The sequence below is a fragment of the Promicromonospora sp. CA-289599 genome (assembly GCF_050936155.1).
In the GTDB taxonomy this organism is placed as follows: Bacteria; Actinomycetota; Actinomycetes; order Actinomycetales; family Cellulomonadaceae; genus Promicromonospora.
Genome location: NZ_JBNJNI010000001.1, coordinates 2,156,232 through 2,169,505, shown reverse-complemented (window position 1 = coordinate 2,169,505; position 13,274 = coordinate 2,156,232). Strand labels below are relative to the sequence as shown.

Annotated in this window: 12 protein-coding genes; 8 read left to right on the top strand and 4 right to left on the bottom strand. The window is 71.8% G+C overall.

The features are described 5' to 3' along the window. Nucleotides 1-280: 280 nt before the first annotated feature. The 3 genes from ACQEVI_RS09490 (at nt 281) to ACQEVI_RS09480 (ending at nt 3,410) form a co-directional block, all read left to right on the top strand. Nucleotides 281-1,345: a hypothetical protein gene (locus ACQEVI_RS09490; protein ID WP_432897390.1), complete on the top strand. Its 1,065-nt coding sequence runs from the start codon at nt 281-283 to the stop codon at nt 1,343-1,345. An 8-nt stretch (nt 1,346-1,353) separates the two neighbouring features. Then, complete coding sequence (locus ACQEVI_RS09485; RefSeq protein WP_432897388.1) at nt 1,354-1,872, top strand: hypothetical protein; 519 nt, start codon at nt 1,354-1,356, stop codon at nt 1,870-1,872. A 248-nt stretch (nt 1,873-2,120) separates the two neighbouring features. Next, nucleotides 2,121-3,410: a serine hydrolase domain-containing protein gene (locus tag ACQEVI_RS09480; protein WP_432897385.1), complete on the top strand. Its 1,290-nt coding sequence runs from the start codon at nt 2,121-2,123 to the stop codon at nt 3,408-3,410. A 4-nt stretch (nt 3,411-3,414) separates the two neighbouring features. Here the strand turns inward: ACQEVI_RS09480 and ACQEVI_RS09475 are convergent, their stop codons facing one another. Further along, nucleotides 3,415-3,744, bottom strand: coding sequence for a cupin domain-containing protein (locus ACQEVI_RS09475; protein WP_432897382.1), 330 nt, complete (start codon nt 3,742-3,744; stop codon nt 3,415-3,417). A 127-nt stretch (nt 3,745-3,871) separates the two neighbouring features. Here ACQEVI_RS09475 and ACQEVI_RS09470 point away from each other — a divergent pair, with 127 nt between their 5' ends. Continuing rightward, the gene (locus ACQEVI_RS09470) at nt 3,872-4,486 is read left to right on the top strand and encodes a nitroreductase family protein (protein ID WP_432897379.1); all 615 of its coding nucleotides are present in this window, start codon (nt 3,872-3,874) and stop codon (nt 4,484-4,486) included. Between the two features lie 69 nt (nt 4,487-4,555). Here the strand turns inward: ACQEVI_RS09470 and ACQEVI_RS09465 are convergent, their stop codons facing one another. Next, nucleotides 4,556-5,539 (bottom strand): aldo/keto reductase, encoded by a 984-nt coding sequence (locus tag ACQEVI_RS09465; protein WP_432897376.1) that lies wholly within the window; start codon nt 5,537-5,539, stop codon nt 4,556-4,558. 92 nt (nt 5,540-5,631) lie between these two features. Between ACQEVI_RS09465 and ACQEVI_RS09460 the strand changes: the two genes are divergently transcribed. Next, nucleotides 5,632-7,137 (top strand): PLP-dependent aminotransferase family protein, encoded by a 1,506-nt coding sequence (locus ACQEVI_RS09460; protein ID WP_432897373.1) that lies wholly within the window; start codon nt 5,632-5,634, stop codon nt 7,135-7,137. Between the two features lie 34 nt (nt 7,138-7,171). Here the strand turns inward: ACQEVI_RS09460 and cofC are convergent, their stop codons facing one another. Together cofC and cofD are read right to left on the bottom strand one after the other, a co-directional pair. Next, nucleotides 7,172-7,786, bottom strand: coding sequence for a 2-phospho-L-lactate guanylyltransferase (gene cofC / locus ACQEVI_RS09455; protein WP_432897370.1), 615 nt, complete (start codon nt 7,784-7,786; stop codon nt 7,172-7,174). A gap of 38 nt (nt 7,787-7,824) precedes the next feature. Continuing rightward, on the bottom strand, nt 7,825-8,784 hold the full coding sequence (gene cofD / locus ACQEVI_RS09450; RefSeq protein WP_432897367.1) for a 2-phospho-L-lactate transferase: 960 nt from the start codon (nt 8,782-8,784) through the stop codon (nt 7,825-7,827). A gap of 34 nt (nt 8,785-8,818) precedes the next feature. Here cofD and ACQEVI_RS09445 point away from each other — a divergent pair, with 34 nt between their 5' ends. The 3 genes from ACQEVI_RS09445 (at nt 8,819) to ACQEVI_RS09435 (ending at nt 13,273) form a co-directional block, all read left to right on the top strand. Next, nucleotides 8,819-9,142 carry a thiamine-binding protein gene (locus ACQEVI_RS09445; RefSeq protein ID WP_432897364.1) on the top strand — a complete coding sequence of 108 codons (324 nt, stop codon included), beginning with the start codon at nt 8,819-8,821 and terminating at the stop codon, nt 9,140-9,142. 84 nt (nt 9,143-9,226) lie between these two features. Next, nucleotides 9,227-11,041: a phosphatase PAP2 family protein gene (locus tag ACQEVI_RS09440; RefSeq protein ID WP_432897359.1), complete on the top strand. Its 1,815-nt coding sequence runs from the start codon at nt 9,227-9,229 to the stop codon at nt 11,039-11,041. Nucleotides 11,042-11,215: 174 nt separating this feature from the next. Next, nucleotides 11,216-13,273 carry a hypothetical protein gene (locus ACQEVI_RS09435; protein WP_432897356.1) on the top strand — a complete coding sequence of 686 codons (2,058 nt, stop codon included), beginning with the start codon at nt 11,216-11,218 and terminating at the stop codon, nt 13,271-13,273. Nucleotide 13,274: the final 1 nt, after the last annotated feature.

Sequence of the window (13,274 nt, the reverse complement as noted above, 5' to 3'; positions counted from 1 at the left end):
TTCGGGGACACCGCGGTGGTGAATCGCTAAATTTCATCCGGGGTAAGGAAGAAACTTTCAGCCCTGCGGTGGTTCAGCGCCCTCCCACGAAGGAGTTGTAGTGCTAGGTACACGAACGAGTCGTCTCTTGGCAGGCGGAACGGCCGTCCTGCTGACGGCGACAGTAAGTGCACTGCCGGCCTCGGCAGCGTCCGACGAGCGGCCTGCGGCCGCCTTCAGCCCTGATGGCGGCTCAGCCCAGGTGGCTGTCGCTGGCACCATCACGCGTTCAGGGGACCCTGTGGACGCGGAGATCCTGCTCGTCGCATGGCCAAAGGCTGCCGTGCTCGACAAGCTCGCCGCTGGTGAGGTCGTCCCCATGACCACGCTTGCGGTGGGGCAGACGGCGCCCAATGGTGACTACTCGATCCCGCTCGACTTCGACAGTGTCCCAGCTGACTACATCGACGACTCCGGTCAGGTTGACGTCGACCTGCGGGTGGCCGACGCCACGTCCGAGATCCAGTGGTCCATTTCGCTCCTCAAGGAGAGCGCGGTCGGTAGCTGGGCGGCGGCCGCGGACGACCCCGGGGCGGTACCGAGCATCTCGGTCGACCTCGATTCGGGTCACGTCAAGGACAGCTCACTGGACGCAGACACGATGGTCGACGCGGAATTCGAACCCGTCTCCGCTGATGCCGCGGTGGCTCAGACGACGGCGTCCGTCGAGGACCGCACCGCATCGTTCGATCGGGAGGCCGCGGCCCACGGGCTGCGTCCTGCAACTGTGCTTGATCCGATCTGCGACACGGTGCGCAGCGGAACGACGCACGTCAAGCTCGAGTCATGGGCATTGTCTCAAGGTACGACAAATGTTGAAGTGACAGGCAAGCAGTCGACTACCTTGACACACACCATGGGCGTCGCCGTGAAGGGTTCGTCAGGATGGAAGATGAGCGGAACGCTCTCGAAGAAGACCACGGCGGGTGGCGTCGACGGGCCGTACAAGGGTGCCTACTACCTCACGAACAAGGTTCGCTACCGGGACTACAAGAATTCCTGCACCGGTAACACGAACAGTTCCAGGCCGGAGGCGTTGACGGACATATTCAGCACCAAGCGGACCGCGACGCGAAAGAACTGGTCCACGTGCGAGTCAAAGTCCAGCGGAACGTACACGAAGGAAACCGAGCGCAACGCCACGATCTCGGGTGCGATCGACCTGCACGGGACCGAGCTCACTGCACAGGCGGGCTGGAGCACGAAGGCAACCTTGGACTTCAAGTTCACTGGACCGGCGCGCATCTGCGGGAGTAACGGGGAGCCGTGGGTGGACGCACCGCAGGTCGTGGCGAGGCCCAGATGAACCGACGGGTGACCGCTGCTGCCGCTGCAGTCACTGCTGCGTTTCTTCTGGTTGGCTGCCAGTCGTTCTCCTCGGTGCGGGTGGAGTACCCGGGCACCGTCGTGGGTTCGGTGATCCCTGATATGGGGCTGCACGAGTCGATGACGTTCGGTGACATCACGTTGTGTATCGATGGATCCGGGTCGGAGGCGGCTCAAATCGACTCCGTGGAAGTGCCAGAGGGGTCGACGCTGGAGATAACGGCGTTCTCGGTCGCCGATCAGGGGGTCGGATTGGGCAATGATCGCATCACGCTGATCGATGCTGGATTCGACCCGGACGAACGGACTCTGACCCGGCCTTGCAGCGACAAGGAGTCTGGTCGACTCATCGTGGAGGCCTCGCGCTCGACGAACGAGACCGCATCGGCTGATGAACTGATCGTCCACTACTCGGCTACAGATGGCGGATCGGAGCGAACTCTGCGGATTCCCTACGCCATCGCGCTCTGCGCTCCTGGAGACGAGCAGACCGAACATTGCACGTGATGTGACCGGGGTGTCGTGAGCCCCTGCGCCACTGACGGGCGTGTTTCGGGCGTAGGGGTAGTCGCTCTCTGAGCCTTCTTGGAGCGACTACCCCTACGTCCGACTGCGGTGGAGCGATTATGTCAACGTTCGGCACAGCCCAGCTTCGGTGCTCCACCGCAGGTGGGAGCCATATCCACCCGGCGGGTGATCCGCGGGAAGGGGTCCGCCGACAGGATGGGAGCACAGCCCAGACGAAGGAGACTCCCATGGATCGCACAACTCGCCGGGCGGCGTTGGCCCTGAGCGCGGCGCTCGCGCTCGCGGCACCCCTGGCCGTCGCAGGCTCCGCGCACGCGGTGAGCACCGACCGGCCGACCCCTGCCGTCGACGTCCCTGACACCGTGTCCGCGATGGTGGCCGACGCCGCCCGCGAGGCCCGGTCCGACGTCGCCACGAACCGGACCCTGGCGCACGGTCCGAAGGCGCCGACCGGTACGCAGCTCGACGCCGCCCTCGACGACCTCGTGGCGGACGGGGCGATCGCTGTAACGGCGCGCGTCGAGAAGGGGCGGCAGGCCTGGAGCGGCGCCGCGGGCACCCGGGAGCGCGAGGGCCGGGCGAAGGCCAGGTCGTACGACCGGTTCCGGGTGGCGAGCAACACCAAGCCGATGATCGCGACGCTCGTCATGCAGGAGGTCGAGAAGGGCACCTGGACCCTCGACACGCCCGTCGAGGAGGTGCTGCCTGGCGTCATGCCCGCCGGCGTGACCATCGAGCAACTGCTGAGCCACCGCTCGGGCGCCCCCACCGCCACCGACTGGATCCTCGCCTCGCGCGCGGCCGACCCGTCGTCGTTCGACTCGGTCTTCGCGGTGATGGGCCAGGAGGTCACGGACGCCGACCACATCGAGGCGCTGCAGTCCGCGGCGTGGGTGAACGAACCGGGGGCCGGGTACTCCTACTCGAACGCCGGCTACGTGGTGCTCGGCATGATGCTGGAGGAGGTCACCGGGCGCAGCGTCGAGCACCTGCTGGAGCGCCGGGTATTCGCCCCGGCACGGATGTGGCAGAGCGCCTACCCGGACGAACCGGGGGCTCGCGGGCCGTTCCTGCACGAGTCGGCGTACACGGGCCCGGCGGAGGCCGGCTGGTACGACCTCGACCACTTCGACCCGAGCCTGTTCGACGCCGCGGGTGCCGTCACCAGCACCACCGAGGATCTCGCCGACTTCACCGAGGCCCTGGTCACGGGCCGGTTGGTCGACGCGGAGACCACCGCCGACATGCTGGAGCCGCGCACCGTCGGCCAGGCGGACGCCCCCGAGTATGGCCTCGGCGTCTACAGGGTCCCGGACCCGTGCGTCCCGGGCGGCTGGCTCTACGGGCACGACGGCGCCTCGTTCGGCACCATCTCGATCAATCTCACGTCGCCCGACGGCGAGCGGCAGGTGTCCGTCGGCATCACCGGGCGGGACCTCGTCTACCCCGTGCTGACGGACGAGCCGCTGTACGACCCGAGCGAGCTCCTGGTGGGGATGATGCAGGCCACCTGCTGACGGCTCACTCCAGCCACTCGGTCTCGAACCGGTCGTTCGCGTGGATGTGCACCGCCTCGTAGAGGTCCGCGCCCAGGGTCTTGAACTTGTGCGGCACCATCGCCTCGACGACGAGGATCTGGCCGCCGACGGCCTGGATCTCCTCGCCCGCCACGGTGAAGAGCACCCGGCCGGACCGGATCACGAACGTCTCGGAGTAGGGGTGCCGGTGCAGGCGTGGCCCGAAGCCGTCCTGGGTCACGCGCTCGAAGATCACGGACACCTCCGAACCATGGAGGTATCCCTCGAAGTTGTCGTGCGGCAGCGTTGCCTGCTCGATCGCCTGGAGAGTCATGCGTCCAGGCTGGCGGGCGCGCCATCACGCGGCAACAGGATTCGCTGGTCGCCGAACGTAGGGCTGGTCGCTTCATGAACGCTGATGGAGCGACCATTCCTACGTTCGAGCGGAGGAGAATGCCCGCATGGAGTTTCAGGATGTTGTGCGGAAGCGCCGGATGCATCGCAAGTTCACCGCCGAACCCGTGCCGGCGGCGGCCGTCGACCGGATCACCCGCAACGCCGTCCGCGCCCCCAGCGCGGGGTTCAGCCAGGGGTGGGCGTTCGTGGTGCTGGAGACGCCGGAGGACCGCGACCGGTTCTGGGCGGCGTCGACGCCGGACAGCTCCGAGCGGTCGGAGCGTGACATGTCGGCCTGGCTCGCCGGGATGCGGACCGCGCCGGTGGTCATCCTCGCGCTCGCGTCCAAGGCCGCCTACCTGCGGCGGTACGCGGAGAAGGACAAGGGCTGGGAGGACCTCGACGAGGCCCGCTGGCCCGTCCCGTTCTGGCACGTCGACGTCGGTATGGCCTCGCTGCTCATGCTGCAGACCGCCGTCGACGAGGGGCTGGGCGCCTGCTTCTTCGGCGTCCCGCCGGAGCACGTGGCGGCGGTCCGGGGCGAGCTCGGCATCCCTGACGAGTTCGAGATCACCGGCGTCGTCGCGATCGGGCATCCGGCGGACGGCGGGGCGAAGGGCTCGCCCACCCGCCGTCGGCGTAGGCCCGAGTCGGAGGTGATCCACCGCGGCGGCTGGTGACCACCACCCGCGACCTGTCAGACCCACAGGTCACCGGAGTGACCTGTGGGTATGACAGGTCAGCGTGTTTCAGGCGTTGTCGAGGCGGGCGCGCGTCTCCTCGTCGAGGACCAGGTCCGCCGCGCCGAGGGCCTCGTCGAGCTGCGCCACGCTGCTCGCGCCGAACACCGGGATCACCGGCACCTCGCCGCCCAGCAGCCAGGCGAGCGCCACCTGGTTCGGCGTCGCGCCGATCTCGGCGGCTACGGCGCGCAGCACGGTGATCCGGGCCTGCGACCCCGCGTGGTCCGCTCCGTTGAAGAGCGACTTGTCGTCCCGCGTGAACACGCCCTGGTGCAGCGGGGAGTACGCCATGACGGTGAGCCCAGGACGGTCGGTCGCGGCCGTGGACCGCGCGTAGTCCAGCAGCTCGGGCGACGCCCAGTTGGTCCGGATCGGCTGCGGCCGCGGGTACACGTAGCTGTAGCACTGCTGGACGGCGCCGTAGGGCGCGACGCCGAGCCGTGCGGCGGTCTCGCGCGCCTCGACGACGCGCCACAGCGCAACGTTCGAGATGCCCGGGATACCGACGATCCCCTCATCGACGAGCTTGCCGAACGCGCCGACGGTCTCCTCGAGCGGCGTCTCGAGGTCGTCGACGTGCCCGTACAGCACGTCGATGTGGTCGACGCCGAGGTGACGCAGGCTCTCGCGCGCCTCCCGGTCGACGATCGAGGCGCTGAGCCCCTGGTAGTTGGTGGGCGGCGTGGTCGACAGCGGCAGGTCCGGGTCCTTCTTCGCCGCCCCCAGCTTGGTCGCGATCCGCAGGTCGTCGCGGTTGCCCCGCGAGGCGAGCCAGCGGCCGAGGACGTCCTCGGAGTCGCGGCCGTGCCCGCCGACCCACGCGTTGTAGTTGTTCGCCGTGTCGAGGAACGTGCCCCCGGCCTCGACGAACCGGTCCAGGATCGCGAACGACGTCTCTTCGTCGGTCCGCGTCCCCATGAACATCGTGCCCAGGCACAGCGTCGACACCTCGAACGAGGTGTGCCCGTTGTCCAGCGTGCGGTACTGCATGGTGTGCTCCCTCAGGCTGCTTCGTCCCGGGCGCTCCCGCCCGGTGCTCACCACGCTAGGCAGCAATCGGTCTGGTGCTACGGTCCAATGCCATGGCAGCAGGCCAGACCAATTCCGTCTCCGACGTACTGATCGCGCTCCCGCCCGGCCCCGGCGCGCTGCGGCACCGGCTGGAGCAGGCGATCCTCGAGAGCATCGCGTCCGGCCGGCTCACGCCGGGCACCGCGCTGCCGCCCAGCCGGGTGCTCGCCGACACCCTCGGCATCTCTCGCTGGGTGGTCACCGAGACGTACGGGCACCTGGTGAACAAGGGGGTCCTCGACGCGCGGACGGGTTCGGCCACGCGGGTCGCGGCGTCGGCGGGGGGTGTCGAGGCACCGTTGGTCGAGCTTGTCGAGACCCGGTTTCGACAAGCTCGACCGACGGCCGGCCGCCTCGGGCTGGAACGTGCCCCGCGCCGCGCGACGCACGACCTCGCACCCGGGGTGCCCGACCTGCGGCACGTCCCCCGCGAAGCCTGGCTGCGGGCCGCGCGCGACGCGCTGGCCGCGGCGACCAACGAGGACCTGGGCGGGCAGCCGGCCGACGGGCACCCGGCAGCGCGCGAGGCGGTGGCGGCCCACCTGCGGCGAGCGCGGATGACCGCGGGGCCGGACCGCGCCGTCCTGCTCACCCGGAGCGCCACCGACGGGATGTCGCGGATCGCCGCCGCGCTGGCCGACGCCGGCCACACCCACCTGCTCGTCGAGGACCCGAGCTGGGCCCCGCTGCGCGACGTCGCCGCGGCAGCCGGTCTCGTGCCGGTCCCCGTCCCGGTCGACGACGACGGCGTCTCCATCAACCGGCTGCGCACGGAGGCCGCCCGCACGGGTGCCCGGGCGGTGCTGCTCACCCCCGCGCACCAGTTCCCGCTGGGTGCGGCGCTGTCGGACGACCGCCGCGCCGCGGTCCTCGCCTGGGTGCGCGACGTGGACGGGCTCGTGATCGAGGACGACTACGACGCCGAGTTCCGCTACGACCGCCGGCCGGTGCCCGCGCTGCAAGGGCTGGACGCGGAGCGCGTGGTGCTGCTCGGCGCGACGAGCAAGACGCTCGCACCGGCGTTCGGGATCGGCTGGATGGTGGTTCCGGAACGCTGGCGCGCCGCGGTGCTGGGTGTGTCCGTGCGCCGTGGGCCCACGCCCGGGCCCGCAACGCTGGACCAGCTCACGCTCGCGCGGTTCGTCGCGGACGGCGCGTACGCGCGGCACCTGCGCGCGGCCCGCGCCCGCTATGCCCGACGCCGGTCCGCGCTGCTGACCGCCCTCGACGACCAGCTGCCCGGGGCGCGGGTCGGCGGGATCGCCGCCGGGATGCACGTCACCGTGGACCTCGCGGGCCTCGACCTGCCGGGGGTGGACCCGCGAGGCATCGACGCCGCCGCCGTCGCCCGCGAGGGCGCCGCCCGGGACGTCGCGCTGGTCGACCTCCGCCGGTACCAGGCAGCGCCGTCGCCCAGGTCGACCGTGCTCGTGCTCGGCTACGGCAACCTGGCCGACGCGCGCCTGGAGGAGGCGGTCCGGAGCCTGCGCGCGGCGGTCGAGGCCGCCGCGCGCTGACCGGACGGCCCGCGCCGGACCACCGCAGGCCAGGTCACAGCAGGCCGGGAACCTCTTGACCGACGGCGGCGCGCACCTCGTCCGGGAGCTGCGACCAGTCGTCGGCGGTGTCCAGGTCGACGGCGGTGCCGGACCGGTGCACCACCATCATCTCCAGCCTGTGCGCCGCCGCCTCCGCGACGTGCGCGGCGAGCGAACCGACCCCGAACCGGAACCGGAAGCCGCCCGCCTCGGACGCGAGGAACAGGAGGTTGGTACCGGACCGGTAGCGGTCCGTCGCGATCACCACCGGCGCGTCCTCGGCCAGGAGGGCCGCGACATCCTCCGGGGTGAGGGCGGGCAGGTCGGCGTGCGCCACGAGGAGCGGCCCGGAACCACGCGCCGTGAGCACCTCGCGCGCGTGCTCGAGCGCCCCGTTCAGCCCCGGCCGGTCGGCGGGCTGCTCCAGCACCTCCACCTCGAGTCCCGCCAGCGTCTCGCGTGTGAAGACCGGGTCGGCGGTCACCACCACCACCCGCTCGATCCCGTCGGACGCGAGCAGCGTCGTCACCACGTGCCGGGCGAGCACCCGGACGAGCCGCCGCCGCGAGTCGTCGTCGAGCACCGCGGCCAGCCGCGACTTGCCGGAGACGCCGTCGCGGAGCGGCACCACCGCCGTCGTACCCCGACCGGACCGCCGGACGCCGGTCACACCAGGGCCAGCAGCTCGCGGGCCAGGCGCTCGCGGCCGGGCGGGCCACCCATGACGGTGTCGGTGACGTGCACGGCCAGGCCGAGGTCGGCGACGGGGCCGGCGAGGCCCGCGTCCCGCTCGTCGATGACCATGACGTCGACGAGGTCCGCGTAGATCCGGGCCACGCCGAGCGCCGACACCTCGTGGCCGAGCGTCTCCAGGATCTGGGCGGCCGGGCCCTTGATCGCCTGTCCGCCCACGATGGGGCTCACCGCCACGCGGCGGCCGGACGCGGTGGCCAGCGCCTCGCGGACCCCCTGCACCGCGAGCAGCGGCTCGATCGACAGGAACGGGTTCGACGGCGCCAGCACCACCAGCTCCGCCGCCAGCGCGTCGAGCACGCCGGGGGCCGGGCGGGCGGCGTCGGCCCCCTCGAAGTGCAGGCCGAGGACCGCGTCGGCGTGCTGCCTGCCCACGAAGTACTCCTGGAACCCGAGCCGGCCCGACGGGGTGTCGACGAGGGTGGCGAGGTGGTCGTCGGTGACGGGCACGATCCGCGGCCCGACACCCATCGAGGCGGCGAGGTGCGTGGTGACCGCCGACAGCGGCTCGCCGCGGCGCAGGCGCTGGGTGCGGACGATGTGGGTGGCCAGGTCGCGGTCGCCGAGAGTGAACCAGGTGTCCTCACCGAGGTCCTTGAGCGCTGACAGGGTCGCGTACGACTCGCCGCGCAGCCCCCAGCCGCGGTCCTCGTCGTTCAGCCCGGCGAGGGTGTAGACGACCGTGTCGATGTCGGGGGAGATGGCGAGTCCGTGGAGCTCGGTGTCGTCGCCGACGTTCACGACGACGGTGAGGGCGTGCGGCGAGGCGCCGGTCCGGGCTGAGGTGCTGACGGGGGCCGCGCCGAGCGCGAGATCGAGGCCGTGCGCGAGCCGCGCACCGCCGACCCCGCCCGCGAGAAGGGTGACGTTCACACGTCGAGCCTACGTGTGGGGGCAGACTGGGTACATGGCTGTCTTCGCGTTCTCCGTCGCCCCCATGACCGCAGGCGAGTCCGTCGCCGACCAGGTCGCCGAAGCCGTGCGCATCGTCAGGGAGTCCGGCCTCCCGAACCGGACCACCTCGATGTTCACCGAGATAGAAGGCTCCTGGGACGAGGTGATGCCGGTGATCCAGCGCGCCACCGACGCGGTGGCCCGCGGCGGGCACCGGGTGTCGCTCGTGATCAAGGCCGACATCCGCCCCGGCGCGGCCGACGGGCAGATCAACAGCAAGATCGCCCGGGTCGAGGAGCGGCTCGCAGCCGACCAGTCGGAGACCGGGCACTCCTGATCCCTGGGGTCCGGTTCGCCAACCCCGCGTGAACATTTGTCAGGAGTTATTGACAAGCCCCGACTTTCCGGGACCCTTGTGCCTATGACTCTGACAGACGTTAACGTCAACAGACGGAGCTTTCTGCGCGGCGCGGCCTTCGGTGCCGGCGCGCTCGTCGTCGGGCCGGCCGCCGTCGGCCTGCCCTCGGCGCAGGCGGCTACCGCCCCGACGACAGGCAGCGCTGCCTGGACGCCGTTCATCGACTGGTACACCTCGAACGTCCCGGCCAACGGCACCGCCGACACCAACGCCGTCGTCCAGGCACTGTCCGGGATGTCTGACCTGTGGCGGACCGGTGGGGAGTGGAACACCGGGTTCGCACTGTCCCCGAGGGTGCTGCGGGACAACGTCCGGTACGTCGCCGACGTGACCCGGCGCCGCACCGACGAGGAGGCCAAGCAGTCCTTCGTCTACGACCGCAGGCACCAGAGCTACTCGGTCATCGCCGGTCTCGGCCCGCTCGCCGAGGCGTACCGGGCGGGCGCGCTCGCCGTCACCTCGATCACCAGCGCCCCGGACGGGACCCCGCCCACCACCATCAGCGACGCGGTGCCCGCCGGCGCGCCGGCGGGGTCTGCGCTCGGTGCGGGTTCGGACGCCTCCGAGCTCGGCGAGATCGTCCGGCTCGTGAACACGGTGCGTGGCAACTACTCGTCCGGCAACCCCGCCAAGGCGGCCTTCCAGTACCCGCGCCCGTGGCGGATGACGGACCGGAGCACCGTCGTGGACACGGGGCGGGTCGACGACCTCGGCTACCCGGTCTACGAGTCCCGCGTGGTGGTCGCACCGCAGCTCCTCCGGCAGCGCAGCACCGATCCGACGACGGACGGCGGCTTCCCCAGCGGCCACACCAACGCCGCCTGGCTGGCCGCGCTCGCCTTCGCGTACGCGGTCCCCGAGCGGTTCTCCGAGCTGATGGTCATGGCCTCGGTGCTCGGCGACAGCCGGATCACCGCGGGCATGCACTCGCCGGTGGACGTCATCGGCGGCCGGGTCATGGCCACCGCGCTGGCCGCCGCGATCCTCGCCGATCCCGTCAACGCCGAGCTGAAGGCCGCCGCCCGCGCGCGGGCCGTCGACTACTTCACGGCCGTCACCGGTACCAGCGACCTGTACACCGCCGCCCACACCGGCCCGGACGAGTACGGCGACCGGGCGGCGAACCAGAAGCAGATCCGTTCGTCGCTGACCTACGTGCTGCGCCGGCAGGGCGGGTACTCCACCGACCTCGAGGTGCCGAAGGGCGCGGAGGTCCTGCTCGAGACGCGCTTCCCGTACCTGTCCCCGGCCCAGGTGCGCGATGTGCTGCGCACCACCGCGCTGCCCTCCGGCTACCCGATCCTGGACGGGCCCGAGCAGTGGGGGCGCCTCGACCTGTTCGCCGCCGCCGACGGGTTCGCCAGGTTCGACCGGACGGTCACCGTCGGGCTCGACACGGCCCAGGGCGGCCTGGGCGCGCAGGACACCTGGCGCAACGACATCGACGGCCGGGGCGGCCTGGTCAAGACCGGCACGGGCGTCCTCGCTCTCGCCGGCCGCAACACCTACCGCGGCGGCACGGTGGTCCGGGGCGGCACCCTCGTGGCGGGCTCGGCCGACAGCCTGGGCCGTGGAGCGGTGGCCCTCGAGCAGGGCACGACGCTGCGCTCGAGCCTCGCGACGACCGTCGAGGTGCGGGGCACCGTCGAGATCGCCCCCGGCACGACTCTCGAGCTGACCGGCGACGGAAGCCGGCAGGGCGGCCGCCACACCGTCCTGCGCGCGTTCCGGGTGGCCGGCAGGTTCGACCGGGTGCTGGTCGACGGCCGTCCGGCACGCGCGTCCTACCTGGGCGGCAGCATCGTCGTCCGGCTCTGACGCCGACCCGGCGGCGCCGTCCCGGACCCGCTCCAGGACGGCGCGGCCGGCGCCGGGGACCGCACCGCGCTCGTGACAACTGTCACGACACCTTCACCGGCGTGTTTCCGGTCTCTTGCCCCCGGCCTTTAGGCTAAGGCGGACCAATGCCGCAGGACCCCGGGAGATCACGAGATGCCACTGTTCGAGGTCGATACCCAGCGGCCCCTCCTCGTGACGTCCGCGAACGGCGTGAACGGTGCGGAACCAGGACTCAAGACCACAGCCAACCAGGTGGTCGACTCGCACATCGACGGGCTCCTCGGTGAAGAGGTGTTCCCGATCGCGCAGGGCTCCGGCCCGGACGAGCCGCACCTGCTCGCGCTCGACGCGTCGGGCTCGCCGGTCGTCGTGGAGCTGGTCGCAGACCTCGACCGCGAGAACCTCGCCAAGGCCCTCGACCACGCCGGAGCGGCAGGCCGGCTGACGCGGTCGGACCTCGCGGCGCGCTACAGCGGCGGCGCGAGCTCCTTCCAGCACGACGTCGCAGCGTTCTACGACAGCGTGCCGATCACCCGCACGCAGGCGGGCAAGAACAGCGGCAACGGCGCGCGGCTCATCATCATCTGCCAGAACGCGCCCGACGAGATCCTGAACGCCGTCGACTTCCTGCGCCAGCCCACGATGCCCGTCGAGGTGCTGAAGATGGGCGTCGTGAACTCGAACGACGGCCGCAAGTTCCTCGACGTCTCGCCGCTCGTGGTGCACCTTCCGCCGGGCCTGCCCGCGCCCAAGTCCGCGCCGATCGGCGGGGCCATCACGAGCTCCATGGACAGCTCGGTCAGCAGCTCCATGGACACGGGTGTCACCGGCGGGGTCGCCGGCGGCTCGGCCGCGCCCAAGGACGCGTTCGAGGAGGGTGTCAAGGTCGGCTACGCCCTCACGGGCAAGATGCCGGTCGTCGCCCAGGCGCCACAGGCTCGCTCGCAGCAGGCACCGCAGTCCCGTGCCGAGCGTGCCACGCGGCAGACACCCGTCCGCGCGAACAACCCGACGCCGCTCGCCGACAACCCGGCCTCCGGCCCGACCAACGCGGCGACCGGGCTCCGGTCGAGCCTCCGCGGAGGTGCCACGCGGGGCAGCACGTCCGAACGCGCCGCGGCCGGCGGCAAGTCCGAGCGCGTGGCGGGCACCCGTGCCGGGCGCCGCGCCCAGGCCGCCGCCACCTCGCCCGAGACCACGCCGCCGGCCACCGGCGCAGGCAGCGCGCCGAGCGCGCCGGTCTCCTCCGTACGGCCAGGCACCGAGTCGCGCCCGACGCCGAGCGCCCCGCCGCGGCTGGCGGCCAGCCGTTCCTCGCTCGGCGAGGTCGCCGCCCCACCACAGGCCGAGCCGGTCGCCGAGCCGACGCCGTCCGTGCGCCGCCGCTCGCGCACCGACCGGTTCACGGCGTCCGCCCAGCCCGACGAGTCGACGACGGTCTATCCGCCGTCGGACCCCACGCCGGCCGCCGGACCGACCTACCCGCCGCCGCCCGTGCCGCAGCCGCCGGCGGCCGACGAGAACCTGTGGCAGCCGGCGTCGTACGACAACGCTCCCGCCTACCCCGCCACGGGCTCGAACGAGCCTGCCGACTTCGACATCACCCAGCCCCGCTACCCCCAGGAGCCCGGCTACGGCGCGGAGTCGAGCTTCGCGCCCGCGTACGACTACACGCCCGAGCCGGCCGTCGGCTACGGCGACCAGGGCGGCTACGCGTACGGTGAGCAGCCCGGGTACGAGGCGCCCTACGTCGACAGCACGGCCCCGGTCGTCACCGAGCAGAACCCGTGGGAGTCCGGCGGCTACATGGCCGGCCCCGACGACGGCTACGGGCAGACGGCGTTCGCGGCGGACCCCTACCCGTCGAGCGCCCCCGAGGCACCGGCCCGGCCGGTGCCGCCGGGTGAGAGCATCCGGGCCAGCACCCCGATGCTGTTCGAGGAGGAGGACGACCCCGACCTCGAGGCGCTCGCCCGCAGCATCGGCACGCCCACGCGCATCGTGTGGTCGCGCCCGCGCCGCAACCAGCACTTCGAGGCGCTGCTCCTGCCGGACGGCGCCATCGAGCTGGCCAACGGCGCTCGTTACCGCCACCCGGACTCGGCCGCCACGGCGGCGTCGGGCTCGTACACCGCCGACGGGTGGAGCGTGTGGCGTCTCGGCGACACCGGCCCCACGCTCGTGGAGGAGTTCTCCCGCCGGTTCGCCTGAG

Excerpts from the sequence above, each read along its gene's own strand:
- ACQEVI_RS09445 (WP_432897364.1), top strand. The coding sequence starts at position 8,819 with ATGGCTGTCTTCGCGTTCTCCGTCGCCCCCATGACCGCAGGCGAGTCC.
- ACQEVI_RS09470 (WP_432897379.1), top strand. The coding sequence starts at position 3,872 with ATGGAGTTTCAGGATGTTGTGCGGAAGCGCCGGATGCATCGCAAGTTC.
- ACQEVI_RS09440 (WP_432897359.1), top strand. The coding sequence starts at position 9,227 with ATGACTCTGACAGACGTTAACGTCAACAGACGGAGCTTTCTGCGCGGC.
- ACQEVI_RS09460 (WP_432897373.1), top strand. The coding sequence starts at position 5,632 with ATGGCAGCAGGCCAGACCAATTCCGTCTCCGACGTACTGATCGCGCTC.
- ACQEVI_RS09480 (WP_432897385.1), top strand. The coding sequence starts at position 2,121 with ATGGATCGCACAACTCGCCGGGCGGCGTTGGCCCTGAGCGCGGCGCTC.
- ACQEVI_RS09465 (WP_432897376.1), bottom strand. The coding sequence starts at position 5,539 with ATGCAGTACCGCACGCTGGACAACGGGCACACCTCGTTCGAGGTGTCG.
- ACQEVI_RS09435 (WP_432897356.1), top strand. The coding sequence starts at position 11,216 with ATGCCACTGTTCGAGGTCGATACCCAGCGGCCCCTCCTCGTGACGTCC.
- ACQEVI_RS09475 (WP_432897382.1), bottom strand. The coding sequence starts at position 3,744 with ATGACTCTCCAGGCGATCGAGCAGGCAACGCTGCCGCACGACAACTTC.